We start from the raw sequence: 17,647 nt of genomic DNA, 5'->3' as shown, positions 1-17,647 counted from the left end.
CTCCCCACAAGGGGGAGGGAATCGCGTTGCGCCTCATCGCTATCGGGCGCGGCTCCTTCGGATCTGACGCAACCCCTCGCTCGGTGCTTCGCACTGACCTATCCTTCTGTAGGAAGTAACTGAGACAACGCTGCCCGGTTGATGGGGGGCGCTCCTCCGGTTAAGAGCGGCCTGTCATCACAGGACGGCGGGCATGAACATCCTTCTCATCGGATCCGGCGGGCGCGAGCACGCCTTGGCCTGGAGCATGGCGGCGAGCCCTCTCTGCGACCGGCTTTTCGTCGCGCCCGGCAATCCGGGCACGGCGCAGCAGGGCGAGAACGTCGCCCTCGACGTGACGGATCATGCGGCCGTCATCGCGTTCTGTCGCCGGGAGAGCATCGATTTCGTGGTGGTCGGGCCGGAGGCGCCGCTCGTGGCGGGGCTCGTGGACGATCTGGCGGCTGCCGGGATCAAGGCTTTCGGGCCCACCCGGGCGGCCGCGCAGCTCGAAGGCTCGAAAGCCTTCACCAAGGATTTCTGCGCCGAATTCGGCATTCCGACAGCCGCCTACCGCCGCTTCACGGATGCGGAGGCGGCCAAGACCTATCTCCGAAATTATGGGGTGCCGATCGTCGTCAAGGCGGACGGCCTCGCGGCCGGCAAGGGCGTGGTCGTCGCGACCTCGTTCGAGGAGGCGGAGGCCGCCGTGGACGCCATGCTCGGCGGAAGTTTCGGAGAGGCTGGGGCCGAAGTGGTGATCGAGGCCTATCTGGAAGGCGAGGAGGCGAGCTTCTTCGCCCTGTGCGATGGAAAGACTGCGATCCCGTTCGGCACCGCGCAGGACCACAAGCGCGTCCATGATGGCGACGAAGGGCCGAATACCGGCGGCATGGGCGCCTATTCGCCCGCCGCGGTGCTGACACCGGAACTCCAGTCGCGCGTGATGCGCGAGATCATCGAGCCAACGCTGGCCGGAATGCGTGCTCGGGGCACGCCCTATACGGGCATCCTCTATGCGGGCCTGATGCTCACGAAGGATGGTCCCCAGCTCATCGAATACAATGCGCGCCTCGGAGACCCCGAAACACAGGTCCTGCTGCCGCGCCTGAAGTCGGACCTCGTGACTGCTTTCCTCGCCGCCTGCGACGGCGTTCTCGACAGCATCTCGCTACAATGGCGGCCGGAGGCGGCGCTCACGGTCGTCATGGCCGCGAAGGGCTATCCCGGCCCGGTCGAGAAGGGCTCCGAGATCCGCGGCATCGCCCAGGCCGAGGGCATGGAGGACGTGATCGTCTTCCACGCAGGCACGAAGCAGGAGGGCGACAGGATCGTGAGCCAGGGCGGGCGGGTCCTCAATGTCACTGCCCTGGGCACCACGATCACGGCGGCGCAGAAGCGCGCCTACGAGGCGGTGGCCCGCATCGACTGGCCGGAGGGGTTCTGCCGACACGACATCGGCTGGCGCGCGGTGGAGCGCGAGCGGGGCTGACGAAACGCCACGCTGGCCTAGGTATGGGGAACACCGCCACCTTTCACGAGCGAACCCCATGAGCGACGATCTTTTTCCCGGCTTCGAATCCCACTGGATCGACACGGAGGCGGGGCGCATCTTCGCACGTTCGAAGGGCGACGGCCCTCCCCTCATGCTGCTGCACGGCTTTCCTCAGACCCATGTGATGTGGCACCGCCTCGCGCCCGCTTTGGCCGAGACGCACCGGGTGGTCTGCATGGACCTGCGCGGCTACGGCTGGTCCTCGGTCCCGCGCAGCGATGCCGCGCACGAGACTTATTCCAAGCGCGCCATGGGGCGGGACGTGATCGCCGTCATGGAGGCCCTGGGCCATGTGCGCTTCGCGCTCGCGGGGCACGACCGGGGCGCGCGGGTCGCCTATCGCCTCGCCCTCGACCATCCGGGCCGCGTCGAGAGGCTTTCGCTCCTCGACATCCTGCCGACCTCCTATGTCTGGGCGCAGATGAAGGCAGGCCACGTTCCGGAGGCCCATTGGGGCTTCCTCTCCCGGCCGGCCCCCGAGCCCGAGCAAGAAATCGGCCGTAATCCGATTCCCTATTTCGAGGGCCTCATGAAGCTCTGGTCCGCCCCAGGCGACCTGTCCGCCTTCGACCCGCGCGCCATGCGCGCTTACCGGGACGGCTTCAACGAGCCCACCCGCATCCACGCCTTCTGCGAGGATTACCGCGCCGGCGCGACCCGGGACATCGAGGCCGACGAGGCGGACCGGTCAGCGCGCCGTACGATCCAGTGCCCCGTGCAGCTCATCTGGAGCGATTTCTACCTGGTGAGCGGCACGAGCGGCGAGAACCAGCACCCGCTCGACATCTGGCGCTCCACCTTCGCGCCGGATATCACGGGCGTCGGCGTCTCGTCCGGCCATTTCGTGGCGGAGGAGATGCCAGGCGCGACGCTGGCGGCCCTGCGGGAGTTCCTAGGGACATAGGCGCTCCCGGCCGGCGTACCGTACGGCCCCATGTGCGAAGGCACACTTCGAAGCTCCGATGCTCATTATTCGATATAACATATCGAATAATGAGCATCGGAGCTCCATATGTCAGTATCGCTTCCCCACGCCATGCAGGTGAATCTGTCCGGCACCTTTGGCGCTACCATCGTCTCCCTGTCGGACGGGAATTACATGGTCGCGTGGGCGGAGACCGAGGGCCAGACCCAGGTCGCCTCCATTTACGACATGATCCTCAGGCCAGATGGCACGGTGCTACGCGGGAAGGAGACCGTCTACCAGAAACAGGGGACGGATTTTATGACCGTCATAGGGAAAACCCTATCGGACGGCTCGACGGTCCTCGTGTGGAGCGACCCTTCGGTCGACAAAATACAGGTCAAGTTTTTCGGCCCTCCCCAACAGGGCCATGAGTTGAAGTCAGGGGATCCGCTCGTCATAAGCGATGCGGATACTTCGACCGTCATTCCCCATAGCGTCGCAGCCCAGGCAAATGGCGGGTTCTCCGTTGTCTATGCAGGCTCCATCACGACCGAATCCGGTTCCGAAAACTGGTTGATCCGAAGCGCTGTGACACAGAACGACGGAACGTGGGGCCATGTCGCCGAGGCGGTTCACAGCTCCCCTGCTCATGAAGGCGGCATAGTTGCGTCTCAAGCGATGCCCAATGGGAACGTCACGACCCTGGTCGCGCAAGCCGGCACGACAGATACGACGCTCCTGGCAATCCCGGATATCATCAATAATCCAAAGAAAATCTGGACTCTCGCGACGATTGCGACGACGGAGGAAACCCATCCAGGCCTCACGGCCCTTGCGAATGGCGGGTTTGTGGCGGCCTGGGACGATCGATCGGCGGCAAACAGCCCGGTCATGCACCTCCAGGTCTTCAGCTCCGAGGGCCAGGCGGTCGGGAAGCCCGTGCTGTTCGCGATGCCCAATCTGCCGATCGAAGGCTCCCCTCAGATCTCGCCTCTGGCAAATGGCGGCTTTGCCGTCAGCTTCACGGTTCGGGTGGGCGCCGGCGATACAGACATCTATGTAGCTGCCTGCTCAGCCGACGGCACGATTACCCAAGAAGCGGCCACGGTGGGAACTACTACGGCGGGCTCACAATACAATCCCTTCGTGGCGCCTCTTGCGAACGGCTCATTCATCATCGGCTGGAGGGACGAAGGGTTCTCGTTCAAGACAGAACTTTTCGGCACGGCCGATGTGCCTTCGGGGCCAAGCACGCCGGACACCCCCAGCCAGCCGAGCAATCCCGCCGGTTCGGCTCCTGTTCTCCAAGGCACGTCCCGGGCCGACCGGCTCACCGGCGCGGACGGCAACGATGTGATCAAGGGCCTCGCTGGCAACGATGTGCTCAAGGGCCAAGCCGGCAACGACAAGCTCTACGGCGGGGCCGGCAAGGACGTGCTTTATGGTGGCGCCGGCCAGGACATCTTTGTGTTCGATGCCAAGTTCAACAAAAAGACCAACCTCGACAAGATCGCCGACTTTACCGTCAAGGACGACACGCTCTGGCTGGAGAACAGCCTGTTCAAGGCGAACAAGACGCTTTACGCCGCGATCAAGAAGGGCAGCGAGGCCAAGCCGGCGAAGATGGCGAGCAAGTTCTTCACGGTCGGCGACAAGGCCAAGGATGCCAACGACTTCTTCATCTACGACAAGAAGACGGGCGTGCTGTCCTATGATGCCGACGGGTCCGGGTCGAAGGCAGCGGTGGAGATTGCGACCCTCAAGAAGGGCCTCAAGCTGACCGAAAAGGACTTCTTCTTCGTCTGAGGGAGACCCTCAACCGGCTCTCCTTCCCCCTGTGGGGAGGGGATTCTGCTGTGCTACGTCCCGGTTGTGCGCAATCTCTCCACCGCACTTCTCGCTCTCCCGTGGGGAGAGGGACAGGGGTGAGAGGAGATCGCTCCCAGGAGAAACCGCAACCCTCACCCGCGCCTGCGGCGCGACCTCTCCCACACGGGAGAGGTAAAAGGCAGCGCTGCCCGCACCATTCCAGGGTGCGTCAGCTCCCCTCGCCCGGGGGCATGGATCCCTCGCGCCTTTCCGCAAAGAACTCCCTGAGCAAAGCCGCCGCCTCCCCCTCGCGGATGCCGCCATAGACCTCCGGGGCGTGGTGGCAGGTGGGCTGGTGGAAGAAGCGGACGCCGTTCTCGACGGCGCCGCCCTTCGGGTCCGAGGCCGCAAAATAGATCCGGCGGATGCGCGCGAAGGAAATCGCGGCCGCACACATGGTGCAAGGCTCGAGCGTCACATAGAGATCGCAGCCCGCCAGGCGCTCGTCGTCCAGGGCCTCGCAGGCCCGGCGGATGGCCAGGATCTCTGCATGGGCCGAGGGGTCACGCAGGGCGCGCGGGGCATTGCCGGCGGAGGCGATTACCCGGCCGTCCTTGACCACGGCCGCGCCCACCGGCACCTCGCCGCGCGCGGCCGCCGCATGGGCCTCCGCGAAGGCCGCACCCATCGGATCGAGTCCGGGATCGGTTTTGCCGGAAACGGGTTTATCCATTGTCCTCGCTTCTCTTCTTCTCCTCTGCTATCAGGCTCCTATGACCGACAGCAACGATGATCATCGTAAGGGCCGTCCTCCCGGACGCCCCGATCGTGGCCGCACTTCCGGTGACCGGCCCTTCCGCAAGCCCCGCGAGGCCGGCGACCGGCCGTTCCGCGCGCGTGGCGACGACAAGCCGTTCCGCAGCCGTGACGCCGACGACCGTCCGCGCCGTCCGCGGGCCGATGGCGACAAGCCTTTCCGCCCCCGCCGCGAGGAGGGAGACCGTCCCTTCCGCGGCCGTGGCGGCGACGAGCGCCCGCGCCGTCCCGCGCCTGTGCGCGAGGAGCGCCCGCGCGCGGCCCGCGAAGCCCAGCCCGAGACCCGGGCCATCGAGCCGGCCGAAGAGCGGATCGCCAAGGTCATCGCCCGGGCCGGCATCGCATCGCGCCGGGACGCAGAGGTGCTGATCGCCGAGGGCCGCGTGACCCTCAACGGCGAGGTGCTTACCTCCCCGGCCATCAACGTGACGGCGGCCGACAAGATCACCGTGGACGGCGAGCCCCTGCCGGCCAAGGAGCGCACGCGCCTTTGGCTCTACCACAAGCCGCGCGGCCTCGTGACCACGGCCCGCGACCCGGAGGGACGCCCCACCGTATTCGAGAGCCTGCCGGAGGACCTGCCCCGGGTGGTGGCCATCGGCCGCCTCGACATCAACACGGAAGGGCTCCTGCTCCTCACCAATGACGGCGGCCTCGCCAAGGTGATCGCCCATCCGGAAACGGGCTGGCTGCGCCGCTACAAGGTGCGCGCCCACGGAGAGGTGACCCAGGCGGACCTTGACCGGCTGAAGGACGGCGTCACGGTCGACGATATGGAATACGGCCCCGTCGAGGCACGGCTCGACCGGATGCAGGGCGACAACGTGTGGCTGACACTCGGCCTGCGCGAGGGCAAGAACCGTGAGGTCAAGCGCATCCTCGAGCATCTCGGCCTTCAGGTGAACCGGCTGATCCGCCTGTCCTTCGGGCCGTTCCAGCTCGGGGACATCGAGCAGGGCCTGGTCGAGGAAGTCCGCACCAAGGTCCTCAAGGACCAGCTCGGCACTGCGCTCGCGACTGAGGCGGGCGTCGATTTCGAAAGCCCCGTACGTGAGCCCATCGCGCCCTTCGGGTCGCCGAAGAAGGAACGTGCGGAACGCGGCGAGCACCGCGAGGAGCGCCCCTCCCGCTTCGGCCGGGGACGGGACGACGAGCGCCCGCGCCGCCATCGGGACGAGGACGAGCGGCCCTTCCGCAGCCGCGGCGGCGACGAGCGCCGGGGCTTTGAGGATGAGGAGCCGAAGAAGCGCCCCTCCCGCCTGGAAGCGAAGCGGAGCGTCTGGCGCGCGACCGACGAGGACGAATCCGCGCCGCACAAGGCGCCGCGCCGCGGTGCCGACCCGAAGGCGGCCCGCGCGGCCAATGCGGAGCGACCGCGCCAGCGAGTCGGCGCCATCGAGTCCGGCGAAGGCCGGAAGGTGGTGGTCGAGCGCCTGGTCGGCGAGACGCGGGACGAAGCTCCGGCCCGCGACGAGGAGCGGACCCGCAGGCCGGGCCCGCGGGGAGTGTCGAAAGGAACCCCGAGGGGCGAACGCGAGGGCGGGTTCTCCCGTCCGCGACGGGACGACGAGGACCGCCCGCGCCGCGCAGCCGGCGACAGGCCGTTCAGGGCCCGCAGCGATGAGGGCGAGCGCCCGCGCCGCCCACGCCCGGAGGGGGATCGACCCTTCCGATCCCGTGATGAGGCCGGCGGACGGCCGTTCAAGCCGCGGCGCGACGAGGGCGACAGGCCCTTCCGCGCCCGTGGGGACGACGACCGGCCCCGCCGTGGCCCGCCCCGGGGCGACGGCTCGCCCCGTGGCTCCGCGCCGCACGGCGCCGGGAAGGGACGTCCCGGCAGCTTCAGCAAGGGCGGCCCGAAAGGTGGCGGCTTCAAGGGAGGTCCGCGCGGCGGCTCCAAAGGGGGGCCGCGAGGCCGCCGTCCGTGAGGGCTGATCCATGAGAATCGTGGGCGGGCGCTGGCGCGGCCGCTCGCTCAAGGGGCCGAGCTCGGATGCGATCCGCCCGACCTCGGACCGCCTGCGCGAGACGCTCTTCAACATCCTCCAGCATTCCTATGACGACCCGGTCGAGGGCGCGCGCGTGCTCGACCTCTTCGCCGGCACCGGCGCCATGGGGTTGGAAGCACTCTCCCGCGGGGCCGCCTTCGCGCTGTTCGTGGACGACGGCGCCCAGGCGCGCGGCCTGATCCGCGAAAACGTGGAAGCCGTCGGCGCCGGCGGCGCCACGCGCCTCTTCCGCCGCGACGCCACCCGCATGGGTGCGGCGGCACCGAACGCCCCCTTCTCGCTCGTCTTCTGCGACCCGCCCTACGGCAAGGACCTGGCCCCGAAGGCGCTCACCTCCTGCGCGGCCGGCGGCTGGCTCGTGCCCGATGCGCTCGTGGTGGTCGAGGAAGCGCAAGGCGTCACCGTCTCGCTGCCGGACGGTTTCGACGAGATCGAGCGGCGGGATTACGGGGAGACCAAGGTGGTGTTCGGGCGCTACCGGGCCTGATCCCCTCCTCCTTTCACCTCTCCTGGAAGGGCCCGCGATGTATTTGCCCCATCGTCACCCTCGGGCTAAACCTCCCCGTTGCGAGATGAGGAAAGGCCGCCCATGAAAGCCGTCGTCTACGAGCAGTTCTCCGCGCCGCCGCGCATCATGAATGTGCCGGATCCGGAGCCCTCCGACGAGGGCGTGGTGGTGAAGGTGGAGGCGACGGGTCTGTGCCGGAGCGACTGGCACGGCTGGATGGGGCACGACCCCGACATCGTGCTGCCGCACGTGCCCGGGCATGAGCTCGCCGGCACGGTGCTCGCCACCGGCCGGCAGGTGACGCGCTTCAAGGTCGGCGACCGGGTGACGGTGCCGTTCGTGGCCGGATGCGGCCATTGCCGGGAATGCCATTCGGGCAACCAGCAGGTCTGCGAACACCAGTTCCAGCCCGGCTTCACGGCCTGGGGCTCGTTTGCCGAATACGTGGCGCTCGACCATGCTGACCTCAACCTCGTTGCGTTGCCGGAGAGCCTCGATTACGCGACCGCCGCCAGCCTCGGCTGTCGGTTCGTGACCTCCTTCCGGGCCGTGGTGGACCAGGGCCGCGTGAAGCCGGGCGAGTGGGTGGCGGTACATGGCTGCGGCGGCGTCGGCCTCTCGGCCATCATGATCGCGTCCGCCATGGGCGCCAACGTGGTGGCGGTGGACCTTACGCCCGACAAGCTCGATCTCGCGCGCACGCTCGGCGCCGTCGCGACAATCCAAGCCTCCCCCGGCACGGACGTGGTGGCGGCCGTCAGGGACGTCACGGATGGCGGCGCGCATGTCTCCATCGATGCGCTCGGGCATCCTGCCACCTGCTTCAACTCCATCTCCAATCTGCGCCGCCGCGGGCGCCACGTGCAGGTGGGGCTGATGCTCGGGGACCATGCCCGCCCGGTCATCCCCATGGACAAGGTCATCGCGCATGAGCTCGAGATCTACGGCAGTCACGGCATGCAGGCTTTCCGCTACGACGCGATGATGGCCATGATCGCGACCGGCAAGCTCGCGCCGCAGCGGCTCATCGGCCGGCATATCGCTCTCGACGAGGCACCCGAAGCGCTCATGGCCATGGACCGCTTCGAGGGGACGGGCATCACGGTGATCACCCGCTTCTGACGAAGCCGTCTTGAACCGGCGGGGCGCGATGTGCGAGCGTTCAGTCCGACGCGCGAATTTCCGGAGACGACCATGTCCTACCTGCCCGCCGAGACCCGCTACGATTCGATGATCTACAACCGGTGCGGCCGCAGCGGCCTCAAGCTGCCGGCGATCTCCCTGGGGCTCTGGCACAATTTCGGCGAGGACCGGACCGCCGCCAATGCCCGTGAGATGTGCCGCACGGCCTTCGACCTCGGCATCACCCATTTCGACCTCGCCAACAATTACGGCCCGCCGCCCGGCGCCGCCGAGAGCCTCTTCGGCGAGGTGCTGCGCACGGATTTCCGAGCTTTTCGCGACGAGCTCGTGATCTCCACCAAGGCGGGCTACCGCATGTGGCCGGGCCCCTATGGCGAATGGGGCAGCCGCAAATACCTGCTCTCCAGCCTCGACCAGAGCCTGAAGCGCATGGGTCTCGATTACGTGGACATCTTCTATTCCCACCGCTTCGACCCGGAGACGCCGCTGGAAGAGACCATGATGGCCCTCGATTCCGCCGTGCGGCAGGGCAAGGCGCTCTATGTGGGCCTCTCGTCCTACAATGCCCGCCGCACCCGCGAGGCGGTGGCGATCCTGCGCGAACTGAAGACGCCCTGCATCATCCACCAGCCGAGCTATTCCATGATTAACCGGTGGATCGAGGAGGACGGGCTCCTCGACGTGCTGGAAGAATCCGGCATGGGCACCATCGTGTTCTCGCCCCTCGCCCAGGGCATGCTCACGGGCAAATATCTCGGCGGAGTTCCGGAAGGCAGCCGCGCGGCGGCCGGAAAGTCCCTGCGCCAGAGCTTCCTGAGCGAGGACAACCTGCGCCGGATCCGGGGTCTCAACGCCATCGCCGAGAAGCGCGGCCAGACCCTGGCCCAGATGGCCCTGGCCTGGGTGCTGCGTGACCCGCGGGTGACGACCGCGCTCATCGGCGCGAGCCGCCCCGAGCAGATCGCTGATTGCGTGGCGGCGCTGAAGACCCTCGCGTTCTCGCCGGAGGAACTGGCCGAGATCGACCGGCACGCGGTCGAGGGCGGCGTGAACATCTGGGCGGCCTCCTCGGAGCGTCCCGGCCCTTCCCGCTAAAAACATCTCCGGTCCGTCGCAAGGGCGCCACAGGGCCGGAAAGTGTGGCGGAGCACTGCGAAGTTTCCGTTGCGGCGCAATGGAAATCGGCTATGGAACCGCGGGCCGTCATCGGCCTTGAGGGTCGGTGTCGTTCCCATGATCGGGCGTCTTGTTCTGCTCGCAGCCGCGAGCCTTCTGATGACCGCCCCGGAGGTGCAGGCCCAGGGCGGGGCGGGCCCGCTCTGCCCCGGTTCCGCAGCCGCCCTGCGTGGGCACGCCCTGTTGCGCAGCGCCATGCAGGCCGCCTATCCGAATGTGCCCGAACGCAAGGCCGATCCGGACGAGGGGGAGCCCGAGCCCTGCATCTACCCGTACCAGGCGAACGCTTTCGGCGACGCGGTGGTGCTCTTCACCTTCGGCCAGGTGCCGGGCGAAGCCTGCCATGGCTGCGGCGCGAAAATCACCGCCACCTTCCTGCGGCGGGACGGGAAGCAGCTCGTGACGGTGGCGCGGCACCCGGAATTCACGGAGGCGGGCTCCTGGGGAGACGTGACGGCCATCACGCCCATGCGCATGGGCGCCGATGACGGGATCGTCATTCAGGGCGGCGGCACGTTCCAGGGCGAGACCACGAGCATCCTTCAGGTCTTCATCTTCCGCGACGGGCATGCGGTGCGGATCAGCCCGGAGGACGGCATCGTGCTCTCGCGGAGCGATTGCGATGCGGTCGAGAAAGGCAAGTCCTGCACGGACATCAACGGATCCTGGAAGGTGGATCCCGCAGGCCGTCTGACCCTCGCCTATCGCGGCAAGCGCAACGGCAAGCCTTTGCCGCCTGCCACGGTCATCTACGAGCGCAAGGGCGACGCCCTGGAGCCGGTCTCGGGCAAGCCTTTGTCGTTCTAGCGGGAGAGCGCCAGGATCTCCGGCGCCGGACCGGAAACCGGCGAGACGCGAACGGGGACGCCGCGCGCGATGGAATTGCTGACGGTGGACGTCGCCTGCGCCCGCGCGATCAACGCGTCCAGATCGGCCTTCGCGTCGGCGGCCTCGACAGAGACCCGAACATCCGCACCCGTCGCCAGGAGAGGCTCGCCTTCGAACTTCACGGTAACGTCGACGGCCACCGAGACGAGCTCGATTCCCATGGCGTGAGCGACATAATGGAGATCGTTGCAGAAGCAGCCGCCGATGGCGAGGGCAAGCAGCTGCCCGCCATTGAAGCCGAGCCCCTGCCCACCGGCTTTGCCGGCCGGCCGGTCGACGACAACCGAATGGGCGCCCGCCCAGCCGAGACAGGCCTGCGTCTCGGGAACGCTCCGCAACCGGACCGTCATTGTGGTCATGTCGGACCTCCCGCCCTCTCGGCCGAGGTTATGTCGCCGTGCCGCTGCTTTTCAATGCCGGGGCGATGCCCCCAAGGATCGGGCACGCCGCGGTACCGGGCGGCACCGGAATGGTTCACAAGAGGTCGGCGTCGGAGGTTCCGAGCTGCGAGGACAGTTCGGCCACGGCGCGGTCCAGTTCCTCGACGCAGTCCTGGAGAATCCGTGACGGCCTTGGATTGAGCGGGAACAGCAGCAGGGTCCGGAAATGCACGGCCGGCTCGAACGGCTTCAGGATCAATCCGTTGTTCAGATAGATCTCGGCGGTCAGCGGATTCACGAGGCCGCAACCGAGCTTTGCCCGCACCATCGCGCAGACGGTTGACGAGAACGGCGTCTCGAGGACGATGCGGGGCTGCACCTGCGCAGCGGCGAAGATGGAATCCGCCTCCATCCGCGTCGTGTCCTGCGGCGCCAGAGCAATGAATTCCTCGCCATGCAGATCCGCCGCCGTTATGGAGCGGGCGCTCTCGAGCCGGTGCCCCGGATAGACGGCAATCGAGGCGCGACAGGTCATGAAGGGCCGGGCAACGACACCCGTGACGTCGACCTCGTCCGCCGCGATGCCGAGATCGAACTGCCCAGACGCGACCAGATCGCGGATGGTCGACGACAATTGGGCCTGCAAAGTGATGGCCACCTGCGGGTGCCTGTCCCTGAAACGGCGAAGGGCGAGCGGAACGATATTCGTGCTCAGCGCCGAGAGGCTGGCCAGACGAATTTCACCCGAGCCGAAGTCCCGGATCCGTGCCGCGATGCTGCGCAGGTGCGCCATGCCGAGGAAGGAGGCTTCCACCTCCCGCTGGAAGAGCTGGCCCTCTGGCGTCGGGACCATACGGCCCTTGATCCTCTCGAAGAGCGCGAACCCGACAGATCGCTCTAGCTCCTGGATCGCCTTGCTGACGGCGGGCTGCGAGATACGCAGGACCTCCGCCGCGCGGGAGGCCGTCCCGGCCGTCATTACGGCATGAAAGACTTCGATTTGGCGCTGATTCATGCCGCCCTCACAGGATAGGAAACATATAACCACAGAGAATAGTCAGGCACAATATTCGTATTGGACGGAATAGGGTCACCATGATCTATAGGGAACCCAGCAAGGATAGCGCCTATGGACGACTGGACACGTTGCGTCATTTCCTCCGAAGCTAGCCGGGACGGCTTCGCGAGCCTTGGAGTTCCGGTCTATCGGGCATCCACGATCCCGTTCCCGAATGCGCAGAGCTATCAGAAGCGCCATGAGCGCGGCGACGAGGGTTACAGCTACGGGTTGTCCGGAACGCCGACCTCGCGCACGCTCGCCCATAAGATCACCGCTCTCCAGCAAGGCCATAGGACCTTCCTGGTCCCGTCCGGCCAGGCCGCGATCACGGTCGCGATTCTGTCCTTCGTCCAAGCGGGGGATCGAATCCTTATCGCCGACACGGTCTACCCGCCCCTCCGGGATTTCGCCGAGAAGGATCTCAGGACGCTCGGGATCGACGTCGCGTTCTACGACCCGACGGCGCCGGACGAGCTCGAGCGCATGATGGATCGCCGGACGCGGATGATCTGGGCGGAATCGCCCGGCTCCACGACCATGGAGGTCCAGGACATGCGTCGCCTCGCGGAGATTGCCCATCGACACGGCGCCCTGCTCGGCTGTGACAATACCTGGGCCACCCCACTGCTCTTCAAGCCTCTCCAACACGGCGCCGATATCGTCGTCGAGGCGCTGACGAAGTATTTCTCCGGCCACTCGGACGTGCTGATGGGATCGATTACGGTTCGCGATCAGGCGATGGCGTCCACCGTCAAGGGCAAACTGAGCCGCCTGGGCATCGGGGTCTCCCCTGACGATTGTTCGCTCGTTCTCCGGGGGATGGAGACGATGGCGGTGCGTCTCCACTACTGCGCCGAGACGACCAGGCGCCTGCTGCCCGCAATCGCCGATCAGCCGAGTGTGGATCGGATCCTCTACCCTCCCCTGCCGGGGAATCCGGGCCATGAGTTCTGGAAGCGCGACTTCAACGGAGCGAGCGGCGTCTTCGGGATCATCTTCACCCCGGCCGCAACGCCGCATGTCTTCGCGGCGCTCGATGCCCTGAAGATCTTCGCCATCGGGGCATCCTGGGGCGGGACCCGGAGCCTGGTGGCCCCGATGCCCGTCAAGGCCAATCGCACCGCTCAACCATGGCCCGGAGAGGATCTGGTCCTGCGCGTCAGCATCGGCGTGGAGGCCCTGTCGGATCTGCAGGAGGATCTCGACCGGTTCTTCGCGGCGCTCGACACGTTCTGCGAAACCGCGTCTCCCGCGCCGGCGGGTGCGTGACGCCCGAATTCTTCACACAGCAAACCAACAACGAGAGGGACTTGTGATGTTGAACATGACCAGAAGACTGACCATCAAGGCAGGACTCGCGGCGCTTGCGCTCGCGGCCTTCGCGGGCAGCGGGCCTGCGGCGCTGGCCCAGTCGGATGCGAAGGAGCGCCTCGCCTCCGGGACCCTGACGATCGGCATCCATAACCGCGCGCCCTGGGGCTTCCGCAGCAGCACGGGCGAAGTCCAGGGCTATCACCCCGATCTGGTCAAGGCGGCGCTCGAGCCTCTCGGCATCAAGAACATCAATTTCGTCATCTCGGAGTTCGGAGCACTCATCCCGGGCCTCAATGCTAATCGGTTCGACATGATCGCTTCCGGAATCGCGATCACGCCCAAGCGCTGCCAGGAAGTGATCTTCAGCGAGCCGGACCTCGCAGTCGGCGACGGGCTCATCGTCAAGCAGGGCAACCCGCTGAACATTCACAGCTACGCGGACATTGCGTCGAATCCGAAGATCCGTCTTGCCGGTGGCCGGGGCACTGAGAACACCAAGAACGCCATCGCGGCCGGAGTTCCGCAGGACCAGATTCTCCAGCTCCACGAGACCACTGATCTCGTCTCCGCCGTGCTTGGCGGGCGCGCCGATGCAGCGACGCTCTCGGCGCCGAGCGTCGTCTCCCTGCTGCAGGACAAGAACGTCAAGGGCCTCGAACGGGCGGCGCCATTCACGGGCCTCACCAAGGAGAACGGCCTTCCGTCCGCCATGTATACGGCCATCGCGTTCCGGACCAACGACGCGGCGCTTCGCGACCTGTTCAACGAGCGTCTGGCGAAGCTGAAGGCCGACGGCACGGTCAAAAAGATCATGGAGACCTACGGCTTCACCGATGCCGAAATGGCTCCCGAAATCAAGACCGCGGATGTCTGCAAGGGCGACTGATCGCTCATGCGACATTGAGGATGTGCGGGAATGAGCTTCGTCGAGATCCTGGCCGGCATTTTCGAAGGCTTCGGCGTCACGGCCACCGTCACGCTGTGGGGGATGGCCTACGCTGTCCCCTTTGCGCTGGTGTTCGGAATACTGCAGCACTTCACCACTGGCCCGGCGCGATGGATCGTTACGGCGATCATCGAGTTCTGGCGAAGCTCGCCCGTCATCGTTCTGCTGTTCGTCTTCTACTACACTCTGCCGAGTTTCGGCATCACTCTGTCGGGCATCACCGTTGCGGCGATGGCGCTCGGGCTGAACATCGGCGGCTACGGCAGCCAGGCAGTCCGTGCGGCCCTGCAGGCGCTCGATCCGGGCCAGGTCGAGGCCGGTAGGGCCCTCGGCCTGCGCCGCCTGCACATCCTCGCGCTGATCGAGCTGCCGCAGGCCTTCAAGGCCATGACGCCGACCTTCATCAACCAGGTCATCCAGCTGATCAAGGGTACCGCCCTGGTGTCCCTGATCACGCTGACCGACATGACATTCCGGGCAAAGGAGATCTCGCAGCTCCAATACGACCCGGTCGGCACCTATTCGGCCCTTCTCGTCGCCTACTTCATCGTCTGCTACCCGGCCACGATCCTCGGCCGGTGGGTGGAGAAGCGGGTGGCGGTCAGCGAAAGGACCCGCGGTGAATTTTAACCTCGATTTCGCCATCGCGAGCCTGCCGATCATTCTATCCGCCCTGGGGACAACCATCTGGGTGACGATCGTGAGCTGCCTTGGCGCGGCGCTCCTGGGCTTTACCTTCGAGATCCTGCGCCGCTCCAGCCGCGTCATGTCCTACGTGATGCGGTTCCTGATCGACTTCATCCGCTCCACTCCCGTCCTGGTGCAGCTCTATTTCCTGTACTTCGTCCTGCCGTTCTACGGAGTCACCCTCCCGTCCTATGTGGTCGGCATCCTCGGCCTGAGCCTGTACTACAGCGGGTATCTTGCAGAGGTGTTCAAGGCCGGAATCGACGGGATCCCGAGCGGCCAGTTCGAGGCCGCACACGCGCTCGGTCTCCGGCGGCTCGACATCGTGATCTTCGTCATCGCGCCCCAGATGCTGCGCAACATCGCGGCCCCGATGGGGAACTATTTCGTGTCGATCCTGAAGGCCACGCCGTATCTGGCGATCATCGCAGTCCCGGAGATGCTCGGGCAGGCGATGGAGATCGCATCCGACACGTTCAGATATGCCGAGCCTATGCTGACCGTCGGGGTCATCTTCCTGGTCCTCGCGGTTTCAATCGCCCAGCTCGTGCGCCTGATGGAAACCCGGCTCCTGAAATCCGCCAAACGCTAACCGGACATCGTGATGGAAATCAGCACCCTTAAAACCGGAAGCAGTGTCGCGGAGCCGCGCGAGGTCGCAGTCGACATCCAGTCACTGAACAAGTGGTACGGGACGTTCCATGTCCTGAAGGACATCGATCTGCGCATCCACGTGGGACAGCAGGTCGTCGTCTGCGGTCCATCGGGATCGGGCAAGTCGACCCTGATCCGGTGCGTCAACCAGCTTGAGCGCCATCAGGACGGCCAGATCTTCATCTACGGCCAGGAGGTCGGAGCGGTCGCCAAGCGCCTCCATGAGCTGCGGCGCGACGTCGGCATGGTCTTTCAGCACTTCAACCTGTTCCCTCACCTTACGGTCCTGCAGAATTGCACCCTGGCGATGCGACGGGCCCGCAGCATCCCGCGCCGAGAGGCCGAGGACATTGCTCGTCACTATCTGGAAAGGGTCAGGATCCCCGAGCAGGTGCACAAGTTCCCGAGCCAGCTCTCCGGCGGGCAGCAGCAGCGTGTCGCGATTGCGCGCGCATTGTGCATGAAGCCGAAGGTGATGCTGTTCGACGAGCCCACCTCCGCGCTCGATCCGGAAATGATCAACGAGGTGCTCGATGTCATGATAGAGCTCGCGCGGGACGGCATGACGATGATGTGCGTCACGCACGAGATGGGGTTTGCCCGCAAGGTGGCCGACTCGATCGTGTTCATGGATGGCGGCCGCATTGTCGAGAGCGCTCCTCCGTCGGAGTTCTTCACGAACCCGCAGAACGAGCGGACGAGGGCCTTTCTCCGTCAAATCCTCTGAGCCGACAAAATCCCCCGTCCAATAAGTACCGCTTGCCACTGGAGAACACGTCGTGTCGAACACCACCCGCATTTGGACGGCCATCGATTTCGATCTGGACGGCAAGCAAGCGGACTACCTCCGGCTTCCGTATTCGTCGAACATGTCGGCCTATGGCTGGATTCCAATCCCGCTGATCTGCATCCGGAACGGCCGCGGCCCGACAATCCTGCTCTCGGCCGGGAATCATGGAGACGAGTACGAGGGCCAAATTGCTCTGATCAAGCTGGCCCGGGAGATTTCTCCGTCCCAGGTCAACGGGCGGATCATCATCCTGCCGTCCCTGAACTATCCGGCAGTGGCGGCGGGCCAGCGGGTGTCCCCAATTGACGAAGGCAATCTCAACCGCCTGTTCCCGGGCAAGGCCCATGGCTCGCCGACCGAGATGCTCGCCCATTACATCGACGACGTCCTGTTCCCGATCTCCGATCTGGTGATCGATCTTCACTCCGGCGGACGCTCGCTCGAATATCTGCCGCTCGCGCTGGCCCGGCCGGGGCTGACGCCCGAGCACCAGGAGGCCGTGCGGGAGCTCTTGCGGGCGTTCGACGCCCCGGTCGGCGTGCTCACCGACGGAGAGGGTGGCGGCGGGGCCACGACGCTCTACGCCGCGGCCGAGCAGCGGGGCATTCCGGCTCTGACGACCGAACTCGGCGGAGGCGCGACCCTCTCGCCCGTCGGCTTGGCGATCGCCGAGACCGGGGTCCGCCGGGTCCTCAAGCATTACGGGATCGTACCGGACATGGCCGTGCGGGAGACGAATGGGTGCCGGCTGATGAGATCGCTCGGCCGCAACGCCGCCGTCTACGCGACCGAGAGCGGGCTGTTCCAACCGTTCGCCGCAGTCGGCGACGTCGTGGAAGCCGGCCAGGAGGCGGGCTGCATCCACTCCTACGAGAGTCCCCTGACCCCGCCCGTGGTGCTCCGCTTCCCGACGGGCGGCATGGTCAGCTGCCGGCGCTTCCCGACGATGACTGCCCGGGGCGACTGCCTGTACAACCTGATGACGGATGTCGGCCGGCCCCTCTGACCGGCCAGAAGACCACGTAG

Annotated in this window: 17 protein-coding genes; 14 read left to right on the top strand and 3 right to left on the bottom strand. The window is 66.3% G+C overall.

Annotation, left to right across the window (positions count from 1 at the left end; all coding sequences use genetic code 11):
• The first annotated feature begins 193 nt into the window (after positions 1-193).
• The 3 genes from purD (at position 194) to C4E04_RS04335 (ending at position 4,247) form a co-directional block, all read left to right on the top strand.
• On the top strand, positions 194-1,471 hold the full coding sequence (gene purD, locus C4E04_RS04345) for a phosphoribosylamine--glycine ligase (protein ID WP_109595310.1): 1,278 nt from the start codon (positions 194-196) through the stop codon (positions 1,469-1,471).
• Positions 1,472-1,529: 58 nt separating this feature from the next.
• The gene (locus tag C4E04_RS04340) at positions 1,530-2,438 is read left to right on the top strand and encodes an alpha/beta fold hydrolase (protein WP_109595308.1); all 909 of its coding nucleotides are present in this window, start codon (positions 1,530-1,532) and stop codon (positions 2,436-2,438) included.
• Positions 2,439-2,546: 108 nt separating this feature from the next.
• Positions 2,547-4,247: a calcium-binding protein gene (locus tag C4E04_RS04335; RefSeq protein WP_109595305.1), complete on the top strand. Its 1,701-nt coding sequence runs from the start codon at positions 2,547-2,549 to the stop codon at positions 4,245-4,247.
• A 232-nt stretch (positions 4,248-4,479) separates the two neighbouring features.
• On the opposite strand, the gene C4E04_RS04330 is transcribed toward C4E04_RS04335, so the two are convergent.
• Positions 4,480-4,983, bottom strand: coding sequence for a nucleoside deaminase (locus C4E04_RS04330; RefSeq protein ID WP_109595303.1), 504 nt, complete (start codon positions 4,981-4,983; stop codon positions 4,480-4,482).
• A 40-nt stretch (positions 4,984-5,023) separates the two neighbouring features.
• Between C4E04_RS04330 and C4E04_RS04325 the strand changes: the two genes are divergently transcribed.
• The 5 genes from C4E04_RS04325 to C4E04_RS04305 all read left to right on the top strand — a co-directional run bounded on the left by C4E04_RS04325 (position 5,024) and on the right by C4E04_RS04305 (position 10,709).
• Entirely contained in the window at positions 5,024-6,994 is a 1,971-nt protein-coding gene (locus tag C4E04_RS04325) for a pseudouridine synthase (RefSeq protein WP_162559273.1), read from the top strand.
• Between the two features lie 10 nt (positions 6,995-7,004).
• Positions 7,005-7,562 (top strand): 16S rRNA (guanine(966)-N(2))-methyltransferase RsmD, encoded by a 558-nt coding sequence (gene rsmD / locus C4E04_RS04320; protein ID WP_109595301.1) that lies wholly within the window; start codon positions 7,005-7,007, stop codon positions 7,560-7,562.
• Between the two features lie 102 nt (positions 7,563-7,664).
• Positions 7,665-8,705 (top strand): zinc-dependent alcohol dehydrogenase family protein, encoded by a 1,041-nt coding sequence (locus tag C4E04_RS04315; protein WP_109595299.1) that lies wholly within the window; start codon positions 7,665-7,667, stop codon positions 8,703-8,705.
• A 72-nt stretch (positions 8,706-8,777) separates the two neighbouring features.
• Positions 8,778-9,821, top strand: a complete 1,044-nt coding sequence (gene mgrA / locus C4E04_RS04310; protein WP_109595297.1) for an L-glyceraldehyde 3-phosphate reductase — start codon at positions 8,778-8,780, stop codon at positions 9,819-9,821.
• A gap of 138 nt (positions 9,822-9,959) precedes the next feature.
• Positions 9,960-10,709, top strand: coding sequence for a hypothetical protein (locus C4E04_RS04305; RefSeq protein WP_109595295.1), 750 nt, complete (start codon positions 9,960-9,962; stop codon positions 10,707-10,709).
• Here C4E04_RS04305 and C4E04_RS04300 read toward each other — a convergent pair.
• Both C4E04_RS04300 and C4E04_RS04295 read right to left on the bottom strand, forming a co-directional pair.
• Complete coding sequence (locus C4E04_RS04300) at positions 10,706-11,149, bottom strand: OsmC family protein (RefSeq protein ID WP_109595293.1); 444 nt, start codon at positions 11,147-11,149, stop codon at positions 10,706-10,708. The genes C4E04_RS04305 and C4E04_RS04300 overlap by 4 nt on opposite strands.
• Positions 11,150-11,264: 115 nt before the next feature.
• Entirely contained in the window at positions 11,265-12,185 is a 921-nt protein-coding gene (locus C4E04_RS04295) for a LysR substrate-binding domain-containing protein (RefSeq protein ID WP_109595291.1), read from the bottom strand.
• Positions 12,186-12,299: 114 nt separating this feature from the next.
• Here C4E04_RS04295 and C4E04_RS04290 point away from each other — a divergent pair, with 114 nt between their 5' ends.
• Genes C4E04_RS04290 through C4E04_RS04265 form a run of 6 tightly spaced genes read left to right on the top strand, consistent with a single transcriptional unit; the run spans position 12,300 to position 17,627 of the window.
• Positions 12,300-13,499, top strand: coding sequence for a PLP-dependent aspartate aminotransferase family protein (locus tag C4E04_RS04290; RefSeq protein ID WP_109595289.1), 1,200 nt, complete (start codon positions 12,300-12,302; stop codon positions 13,497-13,499).
• A 55-nt stretch (positions 13,500-13,554) separates the two neighbouring features.
• Positions 13,555-14,430, top strand: coding sequence for an ectoine/hydroxyectoine ABC transporter substrate-binding protein EhuB (ehuB, locus tag C4E04_RS04285; protein WP_245416230.1), 876 nt, complete (start codon positions 13,555-13,557; stop codon positions 14,428-14,430).
• A 30-nt stretch (positions 14,431-14,460) separates the two neighbouring features.
• On the top strand, positions 14,461-15,120 hold the full coding sequence (locus tag C4E04_RS04280; RefSeq protein ID WP_109595284.1) for an amino acid ABC transporter permease: 660 nt from the start codon (positions 14,461-14,463) through the stop codon (positions 15,118-15,120).
• The gene (ehuD, locus tag C4E04_RS04275) at positions 15,110-15,769 is read left to right on the top strand and encodes an ectoine/hydroxyectoine ABC transporter permease subunit EhuD (RefSeq protein ID WP_109595282.1); all 660 of its coding nucleotides are present in this window, start codon (positions 15,110-15,112) and stop codon (positions 15,767-15,769) included. Before C4E04_RS04280 ends, ehuD begins: the two co-directional genes overlap by 11 nt.
• 12 nt (positions 15,770-15,781) lie before the next feature.
• The gene (locus C4E04_RS04270) at positions 15,782-16,558 is read left to right on the top strand and encodes an amino acid ABC transporter ATP-binding protein (protein ID WP_109595280.1); all 777 of its coding nucleotides are present in this window, start codon (positions 15,782-15,784) and stop codon (positions 16,556-16,558) included.
• Positions 16,559-16,610: 52 nt separating this feature from the next.
• Positions 16,611-17,627: a succinylglutamate desuccinylase/aspartoacylase family protein gene (locus C4E04_RS04265; protein WP_109595278.1), complete on the top strand. Its 1,017-nt coding sequence runs from the start codon at positions 16,611-16,613 to the stop codon at positions 17,625-17,627.
• Positions 17,628-17,647 lie beyond the last annotated feature (20 nt).

The organism is Microvirga sp. 17 mud 1-3 (assembly GCF_003151255.1).
Lineage (GTDB): Bacteria > Pseudomonadota > Alphaproteobacteria > Rhizobiales > Beijerinckiaceae > Microvirga.
This window is presented reverse-complemented; position numbering and strand designations above follow the sequence as displayed.

Coding starts and splice junctions, on each gene's coding strand:
- purD (WP_109595310.1), top strand. CDS start 194: ATGAACATCCTTCTCATCGGATCCGGCGGGCGCGAGCACGCCTTGGCC.
- C4E04_RS04340 (WP_109595308.1), top strand. CDS start 1,530: ATGAGCGACGATCTTTTTCCCGGCTTCGAATCCCACTGGATCGACACG.
- C4E04_RS04335 (WP_109595305.1), top strand. CDS start 2,547: ATGTCAGTATCGCTTCCCCACGCCATGCAGGTGAATCTGTCCGGCACC.
- C4E04_RS04330 (WP_109595303.1), bottom strand. CDS start 4,983: ATGGATAAACCCGTTTCCGGCAAAACCGATCCCGGACTCGATCCGATG.
- C4E04_RS04325 (WP_162559273.1), top strand. CDS start 5,024: ATGACCGACAGCAACGATGATCATCGTAAGGGCCGTCCTCCCGGACGC.
- rsmD (WP_109595301.1), top strand. CDS start 7,005: ATGAGAATCGTGGGCGGGCGCTGGCGCGGCCGCTCGCTCAAGGGGCCG.
- C4E04_RS04315 (WP_109595299.1), top strand. CDS start 7,665: ATGAAAGCCGTCGTCTACGAGCAGTTCTCCGCGCCGCCGCGCATCATG.
- mgrA (WP_109595297.1), top strand. CDS start 8,778: ATGTCCTACCTGCCCGCCGAGACCCGCTACGATTCGATGATCTACAAC.
- C4E04_RS04305 (WP_109595295.1), top strand. CDS start 9,960: ATGATCGGGCGTCTTGTTCTGCTCGCAGCCGCGAGCCTTCTGATGACC.
- C4E04_RS04300 (WP_109595293.1), bottom strand. CDS start 11,149: ATGACCACAATGACGGTCCGGTTGCGGAGCGTTCCCGAGACGCAGGCC.
- C4E04_RS04295 (WP_109595291.1), bottom strand. CDS start 12,185: ATGAATCAGCGCCAAATCGAAGTCTTTCATGCCGTAATGACGGCCGGG.
- C4E04_RS04290 (WP_109595289.1), top strand. CDS start 12,300: ATGGACGACTGGACACGTTGCGTCATTTCCTCCGAAGCTAGCCGGGAC.
- ehuB (WP_245416230.1), top strand. CDS start 13,555: ATGACCAGAAGACTGACCATCAAGGCAGGACTCGCGGCGCTTGCGCTC.
- C4E04_RS04280 (WP_109595284.1), top strand. CDS start 14,461: ATGAGCTTCGTCGAGATCCTGGCCGGCATTTTCGAAGGCTTCGGCGTC.
- C4E04_RS04270 (WP_109595280.1), top strand. CDS start 15,782: ATGGAAATCAGCACCCTTAAAACCGGAAGCAGTGTCGCGGAGCCGCGC.